This is a genomic window from Amycolatopsis pithecellobii (genome assembly GCF_009707865.1).
Lineage (GTDB): Bacteria > Actinomycetota > Actinomycetes > Mycobacteriales > Pseudonocardiaceae > Amycolatopsis_E > Amycolatopsis_E pithecellobii.
In genome coordinates this window covers 31,982-52,903 of the sequence record NZ_WMBA01000057.1, presented here as the reverse complement: position 1 = coordinate 52,903, position 20,922 = coordinate 31,982, and the positions used below count along the sequence as shown (strand labels likewise).

Below are 20,922 nucleotides of genomic sequence, written 5' to 3'. Positions count from 1 at the left end.
GTGATCCCCCGTCCTGCCCACCCCGGCCCCGTGTCCACCGGCGATGGCGTCGCGATCGTGAAGAACCCGGATGGGTCCGTCTCGATCCGGCATATCCCGGGCGCTTCCGGGCCGACGTACCCGACGAGCCCGCGTGGCTGACCGAAGCTGACGTGACGGGGTGCGACGGGGTCACCGCCGTCGCACCCCGCCGCCATTCCGACGGAAAGGGCGAGCGTGTCGGCTCAGTACGAAAAAAACGGCTCGGCCGCATCGATTCTGGCGCCGGTGCTGTCCGCGAAAGCGGTGTTCCGCCGTTTTTGGCCCATCGCGCGCCTGGAGCGCCGTTGGCTCATCGTCGGCGGGTTGTTGCTGGTGGCGTCCGCGGCCTGCGACACGGCCGCGATCTGGATGTTCTCGGTCATCACCGACCGTGTGCTGACCGCCGGGAACCTGGCGGCATTCTGGACGCCCGCGGTGGAATGGGTGGCCCTCACGCTCATCTCCGGCGTATTGGTCTTCGGTGGCCAGTACTTGACGGCGCGGGCCGGTGAGCGCTTTCTGCTCCGGCTGCGCGGCCGGGTGTTCGCGCACGTGCAGCGGCTTTCACCGGATTTCTTCGAAAGCCGTAAGCACGGCGATCTGGTCGCCCGGTTGTCCGCCGATGTCGAGTCGGTGGAGGCACTGGTCAATTCTGGTGTGGTGCAGGCGGCGATATCCCTGCTCACCGTGGTCTTCTATGCGGCGGGAGCATTGTTGCTGCGCTGGGAACTCGCGCTGGTCTCCTTCGCGGCCGTGCCCGCATTCGTGCTCGTGGCGAAAAAGTCCTCCCGCCGGGTCAACGCGATCGCCCGGGAGGAACGTGCCAGTCACGGAGAACTCGTCGCGGTCCTCGAGGAGGGCCTCGCCAACATCACTCTTACGCAGACGTGCAACCGGCAGGGCACCGAGGAACAGCGTGTCCACGAACACGGTGCACGCTGGATGCGCGCGAAACTGACGTTGGTCCGCCTTTCCGCTTTGTACTCGCCGGTGGTCCATCTCCTGGAAACCATCTGCGTCCTTTGCGTCATCGGATTCGGCGCATGGGAGATCACCCAGCATCGGCTGACCTTGGGCGGGTTGTTCGCCTTCGCGGCCTTCCTCGGTTATCTGTATCCACCCGTGCAGGCTCTCGGTTCGCTGACGATGACCGTTGCCGCCGCGTCGACGGGTGCGGCCCGCCTCATCGAACTGCTCGACACCGAGCCGACGGTGGCCGACACCCCGCGGTCCTGGGCCTTGCGCGCCGCTCGTGGCGAACTGCGGCTGGAATCGGTGTCCTTCGGTTACCCGGGAGCGGCGCGCGCGGTGTTGCGCGACTTCTCGTTGACCGTCCACCCCGGAGAGTTGGTCGCCCTGACCGGAGCCAGTGGTGCCGGAAAGACCACGATCGCGAAACTGCTGCTGCGCTTCACCGAGCCGACGGCCGGAGTGATCCGCCTGGACGGAGTCGACATCCGGGACCTGACCTTGAGTTCGCTGCGCGCCGCGGTAACGCTGTTGCCGCAGGAAACCCTGATCTTCCACGGCACGATCGGGGAGAACATCGCCTATGGCAGGCAGAACGCCACCAGGGAACAGATCGTCGCCGCGGCCGAGGCCGCCGACGCCCACGAGTTCATCATGGGTCTTCCCGACGGCTACGACACCGTGATCGGCCAGCGTGGGCATGGCGTCTCCGGCGGACAGCGCCAGCGCATCGGGATAGCCCGCGCGATGATCGCCGACGCCCCGATCCTGGTGCTCGACGAACCGACGGCGAACCTGGACGCATCCTCGGCCCGGAGGATCGCGGAGCCGCTGCGCCGGCTGGCCGGCGGGCGTACCACGATCCTGATCACGCACGACCTCGACCTGGCGGCCCTCGCCGACCGCATCATCGTCCTCGGTGACGTGCAGGGGGCCAGGGGGCCGAAACAGGCCGTCGCCGCGCCTCGGATCGGTACCAAACGGCACAGCAGGCTCGCGTCATGAGCTCAATCGCGGTTCTGGGTGCGGGCAAGATCGGCGAGGCACTGTTGTCGGGTCTCCTGCACGGTGGGCGCAGCGTCGACGATCTGAATCCTGACGTGGCCCGTGGCGCGCTGCCCTCGCACGCGCCGGACGAACCTGAGCCGCACGAGGTCGCGGCCAGCATGCGGGCCGCGGTGGGGCGTTTGCGCGCACGGGCCGCCCACGCCTTCGGCCTGGACTGGACTGGGCAGCAAGGGGGGATCGGGTGGACGGGACCCGGGCGGGGAGCCTGGACGACTGACCTACATCTGGGGCCATGGCGCGAACCTCAACGGGAAGCGCAGGGACAATAGTGGAGGTCCGGGGCGAGTGATCCGGGTCAGTACCCGCGGCGCTGAACTCACCTACCCGTTCACCGTGCACGGATGTGCCTGACCAGCGAGTTCAGCGGGCCATTGCCGCTCCGCAATGCCACCACGATCATGAGCACGCAGATCGGCCCGGGCCTGCGGGACTATCTGTCCACTTTGGAGAACGAACTGCGCGAGTACCGGCTCGCCGGGCCGCTGCTGGTGCTGGGTCACCGCAACATCATTTCCACCGACGTCGGCGGGACGACCTTCCTCGTCGTGGACGGGGAACCGGTGCGTGACACCATCACCGTGATCAACCACCATCCGATCAACGTGCCGACCCTCCGGGTGGACGCCATCGGGTCCGGCGGCGGTGCCATCGCCTGGCTCGACCCCGGCCGCAACCTCCACATTGGACCCCGCAGCGCGCAGGCCGTGCCTGGGCCGGCGTGTTATGGCAACGGCGGGACCGAACCGACCAACACCGACGCCAACCTCGTCCTGGGCATCCTGCCCGAACGGGGTCTGCTGGGGGGGCCGCAAGCCACTGTCGCTCGAGCTGGCCCGCCAGGCGATCGAAACCCAGATCGCCAAGCCACTGGGCATGTCGGTGGAGGAGGCCGCCGCGGCGATCTACACCGTCCAAAATGCACAGACCGGTGACCTGCTCCGCAAGACCATCGTCGAGGCGGGCCACGATCCACGGAACTTCGTACTGTACGCGTTCGGCGGCGCCGGACCTGCGCACTGCGCGGGCTATGCTGCCGAGGTCGGTGTCGCCGAGGTCGTCGTGCCACTCGGCCCGGTCGCGTCGGCGTTCTCCGCTTATGGGCTGGCATCCTCGAACATCGCGCTGGCCGCGGAGCTGTCCGATCCGGTCATGATGCCGTTCGACCCGGCCCGTGCCGAGCAGAACTTCGCCGACCTGGAGAAGCAGGTCCGCGAAGGGCTCGATCGCCAGGGCGTGCGGTTCGACACGGTCGAGGTCCACCGTGAGATCGATATGCGCTACACGATGCAGCTCGCGGAAATGACCACCTCGGTGGCGAGCGGGCCACTGGACAGCACTGCCGTCGACGCCGCGGTGGAGGCGTTCGAAGACCGATACGCCGCGCTCTACGGCAAGGACACCGGCTTCCGCGAAGCCGGCATCCAGGCCATCACCTTCCGCGTCCGGGGCATCGGTGTCCTGCCGTTTTCCCCGGAGCTGCCCAAGATTCCGGCCGCCGAGTCGGCCGATCCCACGCCGGCGCGGTCCGGCAGCCGCCCGGTCTGCCTCGACGGCGCCAAGGGATATCGGGACACGCCGATCTACGACTACCGGACGCTGCGAGCCCGGCACGTGCTCACCGGTCCCGCCATCGTCGAGGTGCCCACCACGACCGTCGTCGTCCCCGACGGCACCACCGGCACGGTGGACTCGCTCGGCAACCTGATCATCCGTCGCACCTCCGTCGCCAGGAGCACCTCATGACCATGCTCATCCTCGGTTCGGAGGTCTTTTCCAGCAGGCCGGCCGACCCGGAAGAGTTGCGCCGCTCACTACTGTCCATATTGGACGTCCACAGTGTCACGCAGGAACAGGTCGACATGCTCGACCCGCTGACCTACGAAGTGATCCGGCACAGGTTGTGGTCGGTCACCGACGAAATGGGCGAGGCGCTCAAGCGGATGTCGGGCTCGCCGATCGTCACCGACGCCAACGACTTCGACTTCGCCATCTCCGACGAGCTGGGGGAGGAGGTCCAGGTCGGCCTCTACAACACGATGCTCGTCGGCGCCGTCGATCTCGCGATCTACTGGACGCTGCGCAACCGCGCGGCCAATCCCGGTATCGCCGAGGGCGACATGTTCCTCACCAACGACCCGTGGGTCGGTGGCGGGCTGCACCAGAACGACGTCATGGTGTACCAACCGGTCTTCCACGACGGGAAACTGTTCGCCTGGACCAGTGCGATCTGCCATGAACCGGACCTCGGCGGGGTCGGTCTCGGCTCGTTCTCCCCGGCCGCGCAGGACGTGTTCTCCGAGTCGCTGCCCACCCCGCCTGTCAAGGTGGTGCGCGATTTCCAGCTGCAGCGCGATGTCAGCGATCTGTGGATCCGGCGGTCACCCCGGCAACACCGGTCTCGACGTGATCGCCCGGCAAAGCCGGGTCGCCGATCTTCTGGCGTCCGGCCGGATGCCCAGCACGTTGGCTGACGTCAGCGGCAATCTGGAACCGGGAAGCAATTACGCCTCCAGTTACCTTGCGCCCGGGGAGGTGCTGCAGATGACCTGGCAGGGCGGTGGTGGCTACGGTGACCCGCTCACTCGCGACCCGGAGGCGGTCGCCCGGGATGTCCGCGAGGAGCGCGTCACCGTCGGCGGCGCCCATGCTGTTTACGGGGTCGTGCTGGAAAATGGTGTGGTCAACGAGGTCGCGACCGGCGCCGAGCGTGCCCGCTTACGCGAAGTCCGCCGGGACCGCTCGAGAGTCCTGCGCGTACCGAGCGGCCGCAAAGCCGATGTGTCCACCGCCAGGCGACTGGACGACAACGTGATCGAAGCGATGGACGGCCCGACAGCGGTGGTGGCGTGCGGCCACTGTGCGGAAATCCTCGGTGAGGCCGGAGCGCCGGACGACGATTTGGCGCTCGCGGTCTACGAGGGCCAGAGCACCGATGCGGGGCCGCAGATCATCGCCGATCCGGCGGACTACATCGATGCCGAGGTGGTCTTCCGGCAGTACTGCTGCCCGTCCTGCTGGACGCCGTTCTCGTCGGCGGTCGTTCCGGCCGATCACGTGACGGCACCGCTCGGCGGCGTGTCGAGGGCCTGACGTCCGGCGGCCTGGGCGGTCGGGTCGGCGGTGACCGGCTTGACCGCCCGGACGATCGCCGAGTGCATGCCGTCGGCCACCTCGTGGGTGGGAGTGATCTCGACGTTGGTGAAGCCGGCGGTTTCCAGGCCGGCGCGATACTCGGCGACGGAGAGGGCACCGGCGATACAGCCGACATAGCTGCCGCGTTCGGCCCGCTCCGCAGTGGTCAAGGTGTCCTCGGCGACGACGTCGGAAACGCCGATGCGGCCGCCGGGCTTGAGCACGCGGAACGTTTCGGCGAACACGGCGGGCTTGTCGACCGACAGGTTGATCACGCAGTTGGAGATCACCACGTCGATCGTGTTCGCCGGCAGCGGGATCGCTTCGATGGTGCCCTTGAGGAACTCGACGTTGCTCGCGCTCGCCTTCTCGGCATTGGCCAAGGCCAGAGCGAGCATCTCCTCGGTCATGTCCAGCCCGTACACCTTGCCGGCCGGACCCACCCGGCGAGCGGAGAGCAGCACATCGATCCCACCGCCCGAGCCGAGATCGAGCACTCGCTCACCTTCACGCAGCTCGGCGACCGCGGTCGGGTTCCCGCACCCGAGCGACGCGGCGGCCGCTTCGGCCGGCAGCGCATCGCGTTCGCCGGCGGCATAGAGGGTGGCCCCGAAGTTCTCGCCGACCTCGATCGGCTCCGGTCCGCAACACGCCGCGCCGCCTTCGCCGGCCTTGACCGCGGCGGCGGCGTAGCGCTGCCGCACGGTTTCCCGCAGTTCGGTGGACTGGTCCGTCATGGCTCACTCCTCAGCTGTCCAGCCTGCATCGATGACTGTCGATACAACCTTGCGCCTTGTATTGAAGAACGTCAAGATAGAAGCATGTCGAAACAGCTTGAGGTGCTCGACGCCGCGTGCTGCGAGGGGCTGACCTCCGCGCCGTTGGATGCGGGATCGGCCGCCGAGCTGGCCACGGTGTTCAAAGCACTGGGCGATCCGGTGCGGCTGCGGCTGCTGTCGATGATCGCGTCCCGGCAGGGCGGTGAGGTCTGCGTCTGCGAGATGACCCCCGCCTTCGAGCTGTCCCAGCCGACCATCTCCCACCATCTCAAGCTGCTACGCCAAGCGGGGCTCATCGACTGCGAACGTCGCGGGACCTGGGTCTACTACTGGGTGCTGCCGGCCGCCCTTGACCGGCTCGCCGGGTTCCTGCGCACTCCGCAGGCGACCGCGTGAGCGCCTCACTGGCCCGAAGGGCGGCCGCCGAGGCGATCGGGACCGCAGCACTGGTCGCCGTCGTCGTCGGGTCCGGCATCCAGGCCACCGAGCTGTCGCGCGACATCGGTGTGCAACTGCTGGCCAACGCGCTGGCCACCGTGCTCGGGCTCGGTGTGCTGATCGCGCTGCTCGGCCCGATCTCGGGGGCGCACTTCAACCCGGTCGTCTCGCTGGCCGCGTGGCTCACCGGCCGCCGCAGCCCCGACGGCATGCCGCTGCGCGAGGTGGCCGCCTACGTCGCCGCGCAGACCGCCGGAGCGGTCGCCGGTTCGGTCCTGGCCAACGCGATGTTCTCCCGGCCACTGGTGTCCTGGTCCACCCACGACCGCTTCGCCGGCCACCTCTGGCTGGGTGAGGTCACCGCGACGGCCGGGCTCATCCTGCTGATCTTCGGCCTGCTCCGATCCGGCCGCGGTCACCTCGCGCCGATCACGGTCGCGTCGTTCATCGGCGCGGCGTACTGGTTCACGTCGTCCACATCGTTCGCCAACCCGGCCGTGACCATCGGCCGCGCGTTCACCGACACCTTCGCCGGTATCGCCCCGAGTTCCGTCGTACCGTTTCTCGCCGCCCAGCTCGTCGGCGCCGCCCTGGGCCTGGCGTTGGTCGTCGTGGTCTTCGGTCGCCCGGCACCCGCTGAAGCCGCCGTCGTCGTTCCACACAACGACACCGCCCCCGCAGAACGCTGATCGTGAGGAAGCAACCATGTCCGAGTCGAAACCGCGTGCCTCGGTGCTGTTCGTCTGTGTGCACAACGCCGGCCGTTCGCAGATGGCTGCTGCCTTCCTCACCCACCTCGCCGGGGACCGCATCGAAGTTCGTTCCGCCGGCTCTGCCCCCGCCGACACCGTGAATCCGGCTGTCGTCGAAGCCATGAACGAGAGCGGCATCGACATCTCCGGCGAAATCCCGAAAGTGCTCACCACGGATGCGGTGCAAGCCTCCGATGTCGTGATCACGATGGGCTGCGGCGACACCTGCCCCGTCTTCCCTGGCAAGCGCTACCTCGACTGGTCTCTCGACGACCCAGCGGGCCAAGGCGTCGACGCCGTGCGCCCGATCCGCGACGAGATCGAACGGCGAGTCCGCAAACTCATCGACGAAATCGGGTGACGAGTGTGACGGCTCCGGCCTGGATCGCGACCATCGTGATGATCAGAGCGGGGATGGAGTGGTCGTAGAGGGCGCCGGTCAGTGCACCGCCGGCAAGGGTGGCGCCGCCGAGGACACCGGCGAAGATGCCGTAGGCGGTGGCTCGGCGGGGGGTGGGAACGAGGTCGGCGACGACGGCGCGCAGCGTCGATTCCTGCACTCCGACCGCGCAGCCCCACAGCAGCGCGCCGAGGATGGCGAGGCCGAGGGAGTTGGTGAACGCCAGGAGCGGGACGGCTGCCGCCAGCAGCGGCAGCGCGATGAGGATGCGCGCGCCGACCCTGTCGTAGAGCCAGCCGGTGACGAGGGCGGCGAGTGCATCGGTGGCCATCGCGGCGGCGTAGACGAGCGGCACCGCCGCTGTGGGGAGCAGGTGGCGTTCGACCAGGTGGAAGGACAACACGCCGAAGGTGGCGAAGCCGATCATCGTGGTGGCGGTGAAGCCGCTGTAGACCCAGAACGCCCGGGGAAGCCGCCGTGGCGGCTGCCCGGCTTCGGCAGGCGGGTGCGTTGCGGTGGCGATTTCGTAGGCGATCGGGTCGGGCACTCGGGCGCGCAGCCAGACGAGCAGGGCGAGCGCGGCAACACCGGGAATGGCGAGCACCGCGAGGGTCGGGGTGTAGTCGTCGTGCGTAACGGCCAGCATTCCGGCGACGGTCAGCGGACCGAGCAGTGCGCCGATCTGGTCGAGGGCTTCGTGCACGGCGAAGCCGCGGCCACGGCCGACAGCGGCGGTGGCGTGGGAGAGCAGCGTGTCCTTCGCCGGTGACCGGACGGCCTTGCCGACACGCTCGCCGATCACGAGGGCGCACGCGAGCCAGAGCAGACCGGTCGTGCCGAGAAGCGGGACGGTGACGGCGGTCAGTGCATAGCCGGTGATCGTCCACGCCCAGAACCGGTGGGTGCGGTCGGCCAGCGGGCCGGAGACCAGGCGAAGCCCGAGCGCGGCGGCCTCACCGGCGCCGGTGACGACCCCGACGACCAGCGCGGATGCGCCGAGCGAAGCCAGCAGCGGACCGGTGATCGAACGGGCGCCCTCGTATACGAAGTCCATCAGCAGGCTGACCAGGCCGAACGCCGTCACGAACCGCCACGGCGACATCCGAGAACTCATGTCACCTTCCTGATGAGCGCGACGTGACCGGAAGGACTTCATCGGCCGTTGGCCTGGTGTCCCGGGCAGCCGCGCTGTTAATCTTGACGCGCCCGTCAAACCAATATTGTGCCGTCGGCTGGCGGCACCCCGGCGGTGGGGCTCGCCGGGTGAGTGCCGTGCTCCTCTCCGTTCCGGCGCACCGTCTCCGCCCGGAAGGAGCGCGCGACATGTTCACCAACGCCGACGAGGTGCTGCGGTTCATCGCCGATGAGGACGTGCGGTTCGTGGATGTCCGGTTCTGCGACCTGCCAGGGATCATGCAGCATTTCACCGTTCCCGCCGCCGTTTTCGACGCCGACGCATTCGCTGAGGGGGTCGCGTTCGACGGGTCGTCGGTGCGTGGTTTTCAATCGATCCACGAGTCGGACATGTTGCTGCTGCCCGATCCGTACACGGCACGGCTGGACCCTTTCCGGACGCAGAAGACGTTGCTGATGAACTTCTTCGTGCACGACCCGTTCACCCGCGAAGCGTATTCCCGCGATCCGCGCAATATCGCGCATAAAGCCGAGGCCTATATCAGTGAGTCGACGATCGCCGACCGCGCCTTTTTCGGTCCGGAGGCGGAGTTCTACATCTTCGACTCGGTGCGCTTCGCCAACACCGAGAACACCGCTTTCCACGAAGTGGACTCGATCGAAGGCTGGTGGAACACCGGCGCGGCGGAGGACGGTGGCAACCGCGGCTACAAGACCCCGTACAAGGCGGGCTATTTCCCGGTTTCGCCCCGGGACCATTTCGCGGACCTGCGTGACGCGATGGTACTGAATCTGGCCGGGGTGGGGATCGAGGTCGAAAAGGCACATCACGAAGTCGGCAGCGGCGGCCAGGCCGAGATCAACTACAAGTTCAACACCCTGCTGCACGCGGCCGACGACCTCCAGCTGTTCAAGTACATCGTGAAGAACACCGCCTGGGAGACGGGCCGGACGGTGACGTTCATGCCGAAGCCGCTGTTCAACGACAACGGTTCCGGGATGCACTGTCACCAGTCGCTGTGGGACGAGAACGGCCCGCTGTTCTACGACGAGTCCGGATACGGAGGGTTGTCGGATCTGGGGCGCCACTATGTGGGCGGGATATTGCATCACGCGCCGAGCCTGCTGGCGTTCACCAATCCGACGGTCAACTCCTACCACCGGCTCGTGCCCGGCTTCGAGGCGCCGATCAACCTGGTGTACTCGCAGCGCAACCGCTCGGCGTGCGTGCGGATCCCGGTCACCGGCGCCTCGCCGAAGGCCAAGCGCATCGAGTTCCGTTGCCCCGACTCCTCCGGCAACCCGTACCTGGCGTTCTCCGCGATGTTGATGGCCGGGCTGGACGGTATCAAGAACAAGCTGGAACCCCCGTCACCGATCGACAAGGACCTGTACGAACTGCCGCCCGAAGAGGCCCGGGATGTGGCGCAGGTGCCCGCTTCGCTGGACGCGGTGATCGACCGGCTCGAGGCCGACCACGAGTTCCTGCTCGCCGGCGGCGTGTTCACCCCCGACGTCATCGAAACCTGGATCGACTTCAAGCGCGAAAACGAAATCGACCCGCTGCGACTGCGGCCGCACCCGTACGAGTTCGCCCTCTACTACGACGTGTGAGGCCGGAAAGGACGGCGTCGGATGCAGCTGGCAGGCCTCGCGACGCGGCTATCGGTGTTCGTCGGTGAGGACGATCTGTGGCACCACAAGCCGGTCCACCACGAGATCGTCGAACGGGCCCGTGACGCCGGGCTGGCCGGGGCGACCGTGCTGAGCGGTTGCGAGGGTTACGGCGCGACCTCCCGCATCCACACCACGCGGATCCTCGACCTGACCGAGGATCTGCCGGTAGTGGTGATCATCATCGATACCGAGGACAAGATCCGGGCGTTCCTGCCCGAGTTGGACGAGCTGGTCGGCGAGGGAATGGTGACCCTCGAGGACGTCGAGGTCGTCCACTACGCCGGGAGGCACCGGTGAAACTGTCAGAACGCGAGCTGCGGTTGTCGGTTTTCATCGGCGAAGGCGATCACTGGCACCACAAGCCGCTCTACACCGAGATCGTGCACCGCGCCCACAAAGCCGGGCTGGCCGGTGCGACGGTGATCCGCGGCATCGAGGGTTACGGCGCGACTTCCCGCATCCACACCACCCACCTCTTCCACGTCAGCGACAACCTGCCCCTGCTCGTCGTCATCGTGGACACCGAAACCAAGATCCGCGATTTTCTGCCCGAACTTGACGACCTTGGCATCGAAGGACTCGTCGCGCTCGACGACGTAGAGGTCGTCCGCTACACCCCGAGCACACGCAAAAGGCACCGCATCTGGCGTTAGCGCCGGCGCGGGACCGGCCGAATTGGTGGGGCACGTGTCGTTGTTCGCCCTGATCGCCGGGTGACACCATTGTCGGCGGTCAGCCCGGAACATGAAGGAGCCCTTGAATGCACGTCGCGATCGTTCTCTATCCCGGGTTCACCTCGCTGGACGTGATCGGACCGTACGAAGTCTTGGGCCGCCTTCCCGATACCGAGGTCGTTTTCGTTGCCGAGCAGCCGGGTCTCGTCCGCAACGACTTGCGGAGTCTGTCGATCAATGTCGTCGCCGGTCTTGCCGATGTGCCGGAGCCGGATGTGGTGCTCATCGGCGGTGGCCCGGGCCAGGCGGACCAGATGGCTGACGGGAACCTGCACGAATGGTTGCGCACAGTGGACCGGACCGCCGCGTGGACGGCTTCCGCCTGTACGGGGTCCTTGATCCTGGCCGCTGCTGGAGTCCTCAATGGACGCCGGGCGACGACCCACTGGGCTGCGCTCGGCAACCTCGCCGAATTCGGTGTGACGCCGGCGAACGAGCGGGTCGTCATCGACGGTCACTACGCGACCGCGGCAGGCGTCTCCGCCGGCATCGACATGGCGTTGACCCTGGCTGGTTTCCTCGCGGGCGACGATATGGCGCAGGCCGTTCAGCTCATTATCGAGTACGCACCCGAACCGCCTTATCACGCGGGATCCCTCGACGTTGCTCCGGCTAAGGCCGTTGAGATCGCGAAGGCGAAATTGTCCGGGCGATTGAGCTAGCGGTATCTCTCTCATCGTCCCGCCACAAAGGAGCGTCATGAACGTCGAAGTCCAGACCAGGCAAGGAATCGTGCGGGGTGCTCGCGGCGACAGAGTAGTCAGTTTCAAGGGGATCCCCTTTGCCGCCGCACCCATCGGCGATCTGCGCTTCGCACCACCGGCCGAGCCACCGTCCTGGCACGGAGTGCGTGACGCCACGCGATACGGGGCGATTTCCTTGCAGCATCTCGACGGGCTGGCGGCGACGATCCCCGGTTGCGAGTGGGCTTTCTATCACCCCGGCGCCGTGCAGGACGAGGATTGCCTGAACCTCAACATCTGGGTGCCGGATATGGCCAGTGATACGCCACGCGCGATTTTCGTCTGGATCCACGGTGGTTCCTTCCTGGCGGGATCCGGAACCGCACTGTGGTACGACGGAGCCAATCTCGCTGCCCGCGAAGACATCATCGTCGTCACGGTGAACTACCGCCTGGGGGCGCTGGGCGCATTATCGGTCGATCCGGAAGGGACCGCAGGGAACAACTTCCTGCGTGACCAGATCGCCGCCCTCACGTGGATCCGGGACAACATCGGCGTTTTCGGCGGTGATCCGGCCAAGGTCACCATCGGAGGCGAGTCCGCCGGTGCGATGAGTGTCGTGGCGCTGATGTGCATTCCCGAGGCACGGGGATTGTTCCGCGCCGGGATCGTGCAGAGCGGGCACGGATCACTCAACACGACAAAGGAACAGGCGCTCGACGTCGCCGTGCAGTACATCGCCGACCTCGGTGCGCCGGAAACGAATTCGCTCACCGCGCTGCGTGCACTGGACACGCAGACGCTCTTGGATGCACAGGAGCGCCTCACCGGCAAAGTCATGCTGCCCTGCCGTCCCGTGGTGGACGGCGAATTCCTGCCGGCAACACCACTCGAGATATTCCGTGCCGGCAAACAGGCTCAGATTCCCCTGCTGACCGGCACGAACGCTGATGAGAACAGCTTGTTCACGCTGGTGATGGGGGACGTGGACGCCCGGGGCGGGCTGCCGGGGGTCTTATCGGAGCTGTTCGAAGGTGCCGACCCGGTCGTCATCGAGGAGCTGGCGCGGATGTACGGCGCTCTCGCAACGAACGACGCCGATGCCTTGACCACCCTGACGACCGACCGCGACTGGCGTGGCCCGCTCGACGCACTGTGCGACGCGCATGCCGACAGCGGTTCACCGGTGTTCGTCTATGAGTTCACGTACCGGACACCGGTGCTGGACGGCGCCTTGGGGGCATGCCACGCACTCGATATCCCGTTCCCTTTCGGCAATCTCGCGACGCGAGGCGTCTCCGAGTTCGCCGGCGACGACAAGGAGTTGCGGCCGGTACGCGAAGCAACCCAGGACGCGTTCATGCGGTCATGGGGTTCGTTCATCCGGACGGGAGAACCGTCGGGCCCCGATCTGCCGTCGTGGCCGGCGTACCGTTCGGACCAGCGCACCATGATGCGGATCGGAACCGACGGCGGTCTCGTCGTCGACCCGTACCGGGAGCGGCTCGACCGCTTGAGCGAGTTGATGTCGACTGCGGAAGTCTTCAAGTTCTGACCTCACACCAGGTGGCAGGCGACGGCTCCCGGTCCGATTGCTTTCAGGATCGGCTCTTGCTCGCGGCAGATCTGCTCGGCGAGGGGGCACCGGGTGGTGAACCGGCATCCCGTTGGCAGCGTGAGAATGCTCGGGGGTTCGTCACCTTCGAGCGGAGGTGGAACCAACGGCTCGCCGATCCGCGGAATGGATGCCAGCAGAGCCCGGAGATACGGATGCCGTGGGCGGGTGAAGACTTCCTCCACCGAACCGGTCTCGACCACCCGGCCCAGGTACATCACGGCGACACGATCACACAGGCTTCGTACGACGGATAGGTCGTGCGAAATGAAGACCACCGTGAGCCCGAGCGAGGTGCGAAGGTCGGTGAGGAGGTTCAGGACGGAGCCCGTCGCGGACGCGTCCAAAGCGGACACCGCCTCGTCGGCGATCAGGATATCGGGCTCCACCGCGAGGGCGCGGGCGATGGCGACCCGCTGCCGCTGCCCGCCGGAGAGCCTTCCGGGTTTCGCATCGAGGAGCCGCTCGGACAGCTCGACCAGGTTCAGCAGTTCGCGGACCCTTTTCTCCTCGCCGGCGCGGTCGGTCAACTTGTGCACCCGCAACGGTGCCTGGAGCGCCTCGCGGACCGTCTGCCTCGGATCGAGCGAGGAGCCGGGGTCCTGAAAGACCAGCTGGATCCGCTTGCGCAACGCGGCCGGGCGCCGGGCCGGGACATCTTTACCGCCAAGGCGGATCAGGCCTGCCGACGGTGCCTGAAGTCCGACGAGCGTGCGTGCCAGTGTCGACTTGCCGCAGCCGCTTTCCCCGACCAGGCCAAGGATTTCACCCTGTTTGACGGTCAGATCGACCCCGTCGACCGCGGGCAGCCGTCGGCGGCGGCCCACCGGGAACTCGACTCGGAGATCGGCGACTTCCAGCAGTGCCGTCACGATGTGCTCTCCATGAGGTGTTCGTGAAGGCAATCGGATCGGTGCCGATGGTCTCGACCGTCCAATCCGGACAGAGGCTGTTCGCAGCCGGTGCCGGGATGGCCGCACCGGGCCTGGAACCGGCAGCCCGCCGGGAACTCACCCGGGTCGGGCGGCGTGCCGGCGATGGACCGGAAACGGCGGCTCGGCCGGCCGACATCCGGTAGTGCCGCGATCAGGGCCTGGGTGTAGGGGTGCCGTGGCGAGCCGATGAGGGCAGCGGTGGGGCCGATCTCGACGATCCGGCCGGCGTACATGACCGCGACCACATCGGCGATCTGGGACACCACGGCGATGTCGTGACTGACGAAGACAAGACCGAGCCCATCCGCTGCCTGCCGGGCCTTGAGCAGCGCGAGGATGCGGGCCTGCAAGGTGACGTCGAGAGCGGTCGTCGGCTCGTCACAGAGCAGATATCGGGGATCGGTGGCCAGCGCCAGTGCGATCGCCGCGCGCTGGCGCTGGCCACCGCTCAGCTGGTGGGGAAACGCCCGCATCCGCAGCCGTGGTTCGGGCAGGTGCATATCGGTCAGCAATTCCAGCGCCCGTTCCCGTGCTGCCGCAACGGAAATACGCCGGTGGCGGCCGACCGTTTCGGCCAGATAGGTGCCGAGCCGCATCGTCGGGTCCAGGGCCGGGTCCTGAAAGACCATGGCGACGCCGGGAGGCGTGCTTTGCCCGGCCGATACGCGTTGGTCGCCCACGGTGACCGTGCCCGAGGTCGCCGTGGTGCCGTGCGGTGGCAACCCCATCGTCGCCCGCAGTGCCATCGACTTGCCCGAGCCCGACTCGCCGACGATACCGAGCGCCTGTCCCTCGCCGACCCGGAACGACAAACCGTCGAGAATCCTTACCCCGCCCGCGGTGACGACCTCGACACTCTCGACCTCCAATCGGCTAGCGGCCATCAGGGTCTCCTTGCATCCTGGCCTTCAGGTGGTCGCCGACGGCGGTGATGCAGACGCCCAGGATCACGATCGCGGCACCGGGAAACGCGACCATCCAGGCGCCGGTGCGCAGGAAGATCTGGGCCTCCGCGATCATCGTGCCCAGCTCCGGGGTGCCCGCCTTCACGCCCAGGTTGAAGAACGAGAGCACCGCCACGCCCTGCAGCGCCATGCCGAGGTCGAAGACGAAGTACGTCGCGGTCTGCTTCAGCGCGTGCGGCAACACGTGCTGCACCAGCACTTTGGGCGCCGACTTACCGATCAAATGGTTCGCCTCCACGAAACCACTCGCCTTCACCCGCCGGACCTCGGTGCGCACCAGGCGCGCATACACGATCCAGCCGAGCGCGGTGAAGGCGACAAGGAGCGATGCCGGACCACGGCCCATCGCGGCGACGAGCGCCACCAGGAAGATGTAGACCGGCAGGCCCTGGAAGACGTCCGCGATCCACCGCACAGCCCCGTCCACCAGCCCGCCGACGTAACCGGCAAGCGTTCCGATCAGCGTGCCGACGATCATCGGCAGACCGGCGGCCGGAACGATCAGCGACAAATCGGTACGCAGCGCATACATCATCCGTGACAGGATGTCCCGCCCCAGCGCGTCCGTGCCGAGCCAATGCGACGCGCTCGGCAGCTGAATCTGATCGAGTGACTGCGCCGACGGCGAATAAGGCGCGATCCAGGGCGCGGAAATGGCGACCATTACGGCGAGGATCAGCACCGCGGCGGCTGCCTGATGGAAGCGCGCCCGTGCCACCCGGCGGCCTGGAATAAGGCCAGCGGCCTCGTCGATCATGCCCATCGGGTTCGTGGATCGAGCATCGCGACGGCCAGGTCGGAAAGCAGGTTGAACAGGATGATGCCCAGTCCGAAAAGGAGAGTGAGCCCCTGCACCACCGGGAAGTCCCGTTGGGCAGCCGCGGTGATCATCGCGGCACCGAGTCCCGGGAGCGCGAAGGTCTGTTCGACCACAACGGTCCCGAAAAGCAGCGCACCGGCCTGAAAACCCAGCAGGGTCACCGTCGGCGGCAATGCGTTGCGCAGCATGTGACGGCGGAAGAGGAACGATCCGGAGGCGCCCACCGACCGCGCCGTGACCACATGGTCGGCGGCGAGCACATCACGCAGGCTGGTGGCGGCGCTGCGGGCCATGAACGGCGCCAGCGAGATTCCGATGGTCACCGACGGCAGCACGTACGAGCGAAGGTGCCCGGCGAACCCGGGTGCCAAGCCACCGACCGGGAGCGCGCCGAGCCGCAGGCCGATCACGGTGGCCAACGTCAAGCCGACCCAAAAGGACGGAAGGTTGATCGCCACCGAAAGAATCCGGTCGAGCATCCACGCGAGCCGGCTCCGCGGTCGCCGGGCCAGCACCAGCGCGGCCGGGCCGGCGATCAGCACACCCGCGATGAGGCCACCGGACAAAAGTGAGAGGGTCACCCCCGCGCGCTCGCCGATGAGCTGGGTGACCGGGATGTCGGAGCGGTTGGACTCGCCGAGATCACCCCTCGCCAGGTGGCCGATGTAGGTCGAGAATCTCGTCGTCACCGGCTGGTCCAGACCAAGTTCGGCCCGCACCTGTGCCACCCTGGCTTCGGTCGCCCGCGGTCCGGCGAAGGCTCGTGCCGTATCTCCGGGTAGCAATCCTTCCAGTGCGAAGACAACGACCAGGAGCAACCCGAGCACAGGCAGGACTTGCAGCAGGCGCCGGCCGAGCAGCCGCCATCCGTTCATGTCAGCGGGCCCAGAGGCGGTCGGCCGGATAGGACAGATACGGCGTCACCGCAAGGCCGCCGACGGTCGAGCTGACCGCGTAAACGCGATCCGGGTTGGCGATCGGCACCCACGGCAGGTTGGCGCCGATCCAGTTCTCCGCTGTTTTCGTGGCCGCTGCCTGGTCGGCACCGGTCGCCGCCACATCGAGCTTGTCGAACGCCCGCGGCACTTCGCCGTTCTTGTCGGACTGCGCCAGATAGGCGGACAACAGTCCGAAAAGGTCGCCCACACTCGGCGAAACGCTGCTCACCTCGGAGAGGATCAAGGCGTAAGCGCCTTTCGTATAACGGTCGGCCACCACCTGCGCATCCTCAGGTTGAAGGTCAGCCGTGATGCCCGCCGCTTTGAGCATCTCCACCAGAACCTCGCCGCCGCGTGTGGTGATCTCGGACGACGAGTCGACCAGTACGGCCACGGGCGCACCGCGATACGACGACTGTCCTAGCTCCTGTTTGGCTTTGGCCAGGTCGAAGGCGTACTTGCAGTCGCAGGTCGCCGAGCCTTGTACGCCGGGCGAAAGCCCGCCCGCCGCAGGTGCCGCCAGCCCGCCGAATACCGACTTCACATAAGTGTCGCGGTCGATCGCATCCGAGATCGCTTGGCGCAAATGGAGATCGGTGCCGGGGCCCGATGTCGTGTTCACGAATACCCCGTGCACGGTGGCGCTCGGCCTCACGACATGCAGTTCTTCCGGCGGGAATTGTCTTGCGAGGTCCAGGGGCACCGACTCGATCAGGTCAGCCTGTTTGCTCTGGTACTGCAGCAGCCGCTGGTTGGGGTCGGTCACGATCTTGTAGGTCAGCTTGTCCAGGTAGGGCCGTTGCGGGTCGTAGTAGTGCGGGTTCCGGGCCAAGGTGAGGGACTGGCCGGCGGCGTAGTCCTGGATCTCGAACGGACCGGCGCCGATCGGATTCTTGAAGAACGCCTCCCGGCTCTTGCCGCCGAAGTCCTTGGGCACCACCACCGCGGTTCCGTTGGCCAGCCAGGAAAGGGTGAAGGTGCTCGGCCGGTTGAGCGTGATCACCACGGTGTGCCCGTCCGGGGTGGTGGCGCCGCTGATGGCGGAATAGAGAGAGGCGTAGCCGGCATTCCGTTGCCACAGCCCCACCGAGAAAGCCACATCCGCCGAGGTCACCGGATGGCCGTCGCTGAACTGTGCGCCGTCACGCAGGTGGAACGTGATCGTCGTGCCGGCGGCGTCCGTTTCCCAGTGATCGGCCAGACCTGGCAGCACGCCCGTGGAATCCGGGTTCGGCCGGACCAGACCTTCCATCACTTGGGGCAGCGTCTCGAACGTCTCGATCATCAGGGCCTTGTCGGGGTCCCAGGCGTCGATGTCGGTGGAGCGGAGCACGGTGATTTCCCCGCCACGGTGGGGCGTCTGCGCGGATCCCGAAGACCCGGTGCCGGAACCGCAGCCGGCCAGCGAAGCGGCTGTGAAGACCGCCAGCGCGGCGACGAGTCGGCGTGACATCCGGGTCATGAGTGCCTCGTTCCTGATCAACCATCTGATCACCGAACGTAAAAGCGCCCCACCATGACGTCTAGGTCATACAGACCACCAAATCTGCCATCAGGCGAACGTCCGGCGATACTCGGTGGGCGAGATGTCGAGTTCACGCATGAACGCGCGGCGCATCGCTTCCGGTGTCCCGTATCCGCACTGGCGCGCGATCCGGGTGACGCCGTCGCGAGTGTCGGTCAGCATGCGCTGCGCGGCCTCCAACCGGATGAGGTCCACGTAACGGCCCGGGGTCACCCCGACCTGCTCGGCGAAGGCACGAGCGAATTGGCGGGTGGACAGGCCGGCACGCTGCGCCAGTGCGGGAACCGACAGATCGGATGCCAGGTTGGCGACCGCCCAGTACTGGACTTCCCGAAGCGGATCCGAGCGGGCGATCTGCGCCGAAAGCTGCACGCTGAACTGTGCCTGGTTGCCGGGCCGGCGCAGGAAAACCACGAGGAGCCGGGCGATTTCGTGGGCCACCGCGCGACCGAAGTCCTCCTCGACCAGTGCGAGGGCGAGGTCCACGCCGGTGGTCACACCGGCCGAGGTGGAGATCGAGCCGTCCCGGACGAAGATCGAGTTCGGATCGACCGTGATCTGGGGATACATTTTGGCGAGGTAGTCGCAGGATTCCCAGTGCGTCGTCGCGCGGCGGCCATCGAGCAGTCCGGCCGCGGCCAGGACAAAGGCCCCGGTGCACACCGACACCACCCGTTTCACGTCCGGGGCACGCTCGCGTAGCCAGGTCACCATCCGGTCGTCGATGTCCGCGACACCCGGCCCGCCCGGCACGAGAAGAATGTCGGGGTCCTGGACGTCATTCAGGTCAAGATCGGGAACCAGCCGCAGCCCACCGGCGGATCGCACGGCCGCACCGCCGAGCGAAGCGGTGCGAACCACGTAGGGAGGCTTGCTCGCGCTTCCGGTGAAACGCCATGCGGTCGAGAACACGTCCAGTGGCCCTGCAACATCAAGGGGTTGTACCCCGTCGAAGAGTGTGACGAGTACCTGTTGAGTTCTCACCTCGGCGATACTAAAACCGCCCCTGCGCCCCTCTGGAAGGAACCATGTCAGGTCGTGCGCCCGCATCCTCTGGCGGACGGCGACAAAAGTGGTACTGGTTCGCTCCGAACGAGGTATCCAAACCACGGTCACCGGTAGGTAGTTTCGCGGGAATGAGATACGGGGCCAGGTATCTGTCCATGAGGGCGGTGGCCACGGCGTGACTGACCTTGCGACCGTGACCCAGTCGTATTTTCAGCCGCACATCACCGGAATGGCCATTCCCAGCCGCCGGCCGAGACGGGATGGGGCGCTGGACCTGTCGCGCAACGAAATGATCCACCCCGCGCTGGACCCATTGGTGAAGGCGGTACTGGCTGAACTCGCGCCGGCCACGGTGGTCGAGTATCCCATCTATCCGGAGCTCATCGGCGAACTGGCCGACGTGGTCGGCTGTCGTCCGGCGGAACTTGAGATTTTCCCCGGCTCCGACGACGCGATCGGAGTGATCGTCGACGCGTTCGCCACCAGAACCGGGTCCATGGTGTTGCAGGATCCCACGTATCCCACTTACCGATATCACGCCCAGCTGCGCGATATCGAAGTACTGTCCTGGCTTCCACGTCCGGGAACATTGCTGTTCGCGGCGGAAGACGCCAGGTGGGCGATGAAACGCACGCCGTCGACTGTCGTCGTCGTGACCGATCCACACGGCATGCTCGGCAGTGTGCTCGACGAAGAAGCGACCCAGGAGCTGGCCGCGACGGCGCACCGATACGGGCATCTTCTCGTTGTCGATCAATGCTATGAGGCGTTTCGCGGAAATGCCGGGGCCTGGCGCGGCTGGGACAACGTCCTCCGAATCGGGTCGTTTTCCAAAGGCGCCGGTCTCGCGGGAATGCGCCTCGGTTATGTCACGGGCGCGCCGCCGCTCGTCGACTACCTGCGCCGATGGCGGCGAGCCGCCGCGGTATCCGGTGTCACCCTTGCGGTGGCCCTCGCCCTGTGCCGGGACCACCGCGGCGAGCTCGACGCGATCCGCGACGACATCATCGATGGCCGGGAGTGGCTTGCCGGTCAGGTGGTCGACCTCGAAAAGCGGCTGGCTCCGTTGCCCAGCAACACCAACTTCCTGACGGTGGACGCAGGTGGCGCCGAAGACGCCCGGCGGCTCAAGGAACACCTGGCGGCGAGCGGGGTGCTCGTGCAGTCCCATGCCGGGTTCGCCTCGCTGCTCCGGTTCACCGCCGCACCGATATCGCTGCTGCACCGGGTCGTCGCGTCCTTGCGCGATGCGCCCGCTTGAACCCTGAGTAAAACTCGGCCCCGCTCAAGATCGGGCGTCTCACCGGCGTCATGCTGGTTTACTATTCG

Annotated in this window: 21 protein-coding genes and 2 pseudogenes; 15 read left to right on the top strand and 8 right to left on the bottom strand. The window is 67.0% G+C overall.

From position 1 onward, the window contains the following. Nucleotides 1-216 precede the first annotated feature (216 nt). The 6 genes and pseudogenes from GKO32_RS29015 (at nt 217) to GKO32_RS39355 (ending at nt 5,148) form a co-directional block, all read left to right on the top strand. A complete protein-coding gene (locus GKO32_RS29015) occupies nt 217-1,995 on the top strand; it encodes an ABC transporter ATP-binding protein (protein WP_154760088.1) in 1,779 nt (592 codons plus the stop codon). Beyond that, nucleotides 1,992-2,081, top strand: a pseudogene (locus GKO32_RS29010) (pyrroline-5-carboxylate reductase); the annotation flags it as partial. The gene GKO32_RS29015 and the pseudogene GKO32_RS29010, both read left to right, overlap by 4 nt. Before the next feature lie 318 nt (nt 2,082-2,399). Then, a pseudogene (locus GKO32_RS39365) lies at nt 2,400-3,117 on the top strand (hydantoinase/oxoprolinase family protein); the annotation flags it as partial. A 90-nt stretch (nt 3,118-3,207) separates the two neighbouring features. Further along, nucleotides 3,208-3,801: a hydantoinase/oxoprolinase family protein gene (locus tag GKO32_RS40645; protein ID WP_376766006.1), complete on the top strand. Its 594-nt coding sequence runs from the start codon at nt 3,208-3,210 to the stop codon at nt 3,799-3,801. Next, the gene (locus GKO32_RS39360) at nt 3,798-4,529 is read left to right on the top strand and encodes a hydantoinase B/oxoprolinase family protein (protein ID WP_246244848.1); all 732 of its coding nucleotides are present in this window, start codon (nt 3,798-3,800) and stop codon (nt 4,527-4,529) included. Before GKO32_RS40645 ends, GKO32_RS39360 begins: the two co-directional genes overlap by 4 nt. Then, complete coding sequence (locus tag GKO32_RS39355) at nt 4,411-5,148, top strand: hypothetical protein (protein WP_246244846.1); 738 nt, start codon at nt 4,411-4,413, stop codon at nt 5,146-5,148. Before GKO32_RS39360 ends, GKO32_RS39355 begins: the two co-directional genes overlap by 119 nt. Here the strand turns inward: GKO32_RS39355 and arsM are convergent. Then, nucleotides 5,109-5,927, bottom strand: coding sequence for an arsenite methyltransferase (arsM, locus tag GKO32_RS28995; RefSeq protein ID WP_154760087.1), 819 nt, complete (start codon nt 5,925-5,927; stop codon nt 5,109-5,111). The two genes, GKO32_RS39355 and arsM, sit on opposite strands and share 40 nt — an antisense overlap. Before the next feature lie 84 nt (nt 5,928-6,011). Here arsM and GKO32_RS28990 point away from each other — a divergent pair, with 84 nt between their 5' ends. Genes GKO32_RS28990 through GKO32_RS28980 form a run of 3 tightly spaced genes read left to right on the top strand, consistent with a single transcriptional unit; the run spans nt 6,012 to nt 7,520 of the window. Continuing rightward, nucleotides 6,012-6,365: an ArsR/SmtB family transcription factor gene (locus GKO32_RS28990; protein ID WP_154760086.1), complete on the top strand. Its 354-nt coding sequence runs from the start codon at nt 6,012-6,014 to the stop codon at nt 6,363-6,365. Further along, a complete protein-coding gene (locus tag GKO32_RS28985; RefSeq protein WP_312868712.1) occupies nt 6,362-7,096 on the top strand; it encodes an aquaporin in 735 nt (244 codons plus the stop codon). The genes GKO32_RS28990 and GKO32_RS28985 overlap by 4 nt, the downstream gene beginning before the upstream one ends. 16 nt (nt 7,097-7,112) lie before the next feature. Further along, entirely contained in the window at nt 7,113-7,520 is a 408-nt protein-coding gene (locus GKO32_RS28980) for an arsenate reductase ArsC (RefSeq protein ID WP_154760085.1), read from the top strand. Here the strand turns inward: GKO32_RS28980 and GKO32_RS28975 are convergent. Continuing rightward, on the bottom strand, nt 7,501-8,673 hold the full coding sequence (locus GKO32_RS28975; RefSeq protein WP_154760084.1) for an MFS transporter: 1,173 nt from the start codon (nt 8,671-8,673) through the stop codon (nt 7,501-7,503). The two genes, GKO32_RS28980 and GKO32_RS28975, sit on opposite strands and share 20 nt — an antisense overlap. 209 nt (nt 8,674-8,882) lie before the next feature. Here GKO32_RS28975 and glnA point away from each other — a divergent pair, with 209 nt between their 5' ends. The 5 genes from glnA (at nt 8,883) to GKO32_RS28950 (ending at nt 13,342) form a co-directional block, all read left to right on the top strand. Next, nucleotides 8,883-10,307, top strand: coding sequence for a type I glutamate--ammonia ligase (gene glnA, locus GKO32_RS28970; RefSeq protein ID WP_154760098.1), 1,425 nt, complete (start codon nt 8,883-8,885; stop codon nt 10,305-10,307). 21 nt (nt 10,308-10,328) lie between these two features. Further along, nucleotides 10,329-10,667, top strand: a complete 339-nt coding sequence (locus GKO32_RS28965) for a DUF190 domain-containing protein (RefSeq protein ID WP_208024577.1) — start codon at nt 10,329-10,331, stop codon at nt 10,665-10,667. Then, on the top strand, nt 10,664-11,023 hold the full coding sequence (locus GKO32_RS28960) for a DUF190 domain-containing protein (protein WP_312868711.1): 360 nt from the start codon (nt 10,664-10,666) through the stop codon (nt 11,021-11,023). Before GKO32_RS28965 ends, GKO32_RS28960 begins: the two co-directional genes overlap by 4 nt. 107 nt (nt 11,024-11,130) lie before the next feature. Beyond that, the gene (locus GKO32_RS28955; RefSeq protein ID WP_154760083.1) at nt 11,131-11,766 is read left to right on the top strand and encodes a DJ-1/PfpI family protein; all 636 of its coding nucleotides are present in this window, start codon (nt 11,131-11,133) and stop codon (nt 11,764-11,766) included. A 37-nt stretch (nt 11,767-11,803) separates the two neighbouring features. Then, the gene (locus GKO32_RS28950; RefSeq protein WP_154760082.1) at nt 11,804-13,342 is read left to right on the top strand and encodes a carboxylesterase/lipase family protein; all 1,539 of its coding nucleotides are present in this window, start codon (nt 11,804-11,806) and stop codon (nt 13,340-13,342) included. Between the two features lie 2 nt (nt 13,343-13,344). Here the strand turns inward: GKO32_RS28950 and GKO32_RS28945 are convergent, their stop codons facing one another. The 6 genes from GKO32_RS28945 to GKO32_RS28920 all read right to left on the bottom strand — a co-directional run bounded on the left by GKO32_RS28945 (nt 13,345) and on the right by GKO32_RS28920 (nt 19,569). Beyond that, nucleotides 13,345-14,274: an ABC transporter ATP-binding protein gene (locus tag GKO32_RS28945; protein ID WP_312868710.1), complete on the bottom strand. Its 930-nt coding sequence runs from the start codon at nt 14,272-14,274 to the stop codon at nt 13,345-13,347. After that, entirely contained in the window at nt 14,271-15,221 is a 951-nt protein-coding gene (locus GKO32_RS28940) for an ABC transporter ATP-binding protein (protein WP_154760081.1), read from the bottom strand. The genes GKO32_RS28945 and GKO32_RS28940 overlap by 4 nt, the downstream gene beginning before the upstream one ends. Next, a complete protein-coding gene (locus GKO32_RS28935) occupies nt 15,211-16,059 on the bottom strand; it encodes an ABC transporter permease (protein WP_166459769.1) in 849 nt (282 codons plus the stop codon). Before GKO32_RS28935 ends, GKO32_RS28940 begins: the two co-directional genes overlap by 11 nt. After that, on the bottom strand, nt 16,056-16,997 hold the full coding sequence (locus GKO32_RS28930; RefSeq protein WP_154760079.1) for an ABC transporter permease: 942 nt from the start codon (nt 16,995-16,997) through the stop codon (nt 16,056-16,058). Before GKO32_RS28930 ends, GKO32_RS28935 begins: the two co-directional genes overlap by 4 nt. Nucleotide 16,998: 1 nt before the next feature. Then, complete coding sequence (locus tag GKO32_RS28925; RefSeq protein ID WP_154760078.1) at nt 16,999-18,522, bottom strand: ABC transporter substrate-binding protein; 1,524 nt, start codon at nt 18,520-18,522, stop codon at nt 16,999-17,001. Nucleotides 18,523-18,612: 90 nt separating this feature from the next. Next, nucleotides 18,613-19,569 carry a GlxA family transcriptional regulator gene (locus GKO32_RS28920; protein ID WP_312868708.1) on the bottom strand — a complete coding sequence of 319 codons (957 nt, stop codon included), beginning with the start codon at nt 19,567-19,569 and terminating at the stop codon, nt 18,613-18,615. Nucleotides 19,570-19,768: 199 nt separating this feature from the next. Here GKO32_RS28920 and GKO32_RS28915 point away from each other — a divergent pair, with 199 nt between their 5' ends. Then, nucleotides 19,769-20,854, top strand: a complete 1,086-nt coding sequence (locus tag GKO32_RS28915; protein ID WP_154760077.1) for an aminotransferase class I/II-fold pyridoxal phosphate-dependent enzyme — start codon at nt 19,769-19,771, stop codon at nt 20,852-20,854. The last annotated feature ends 68 nt before the right edge of the window (nt 20,855-20,922 follow it).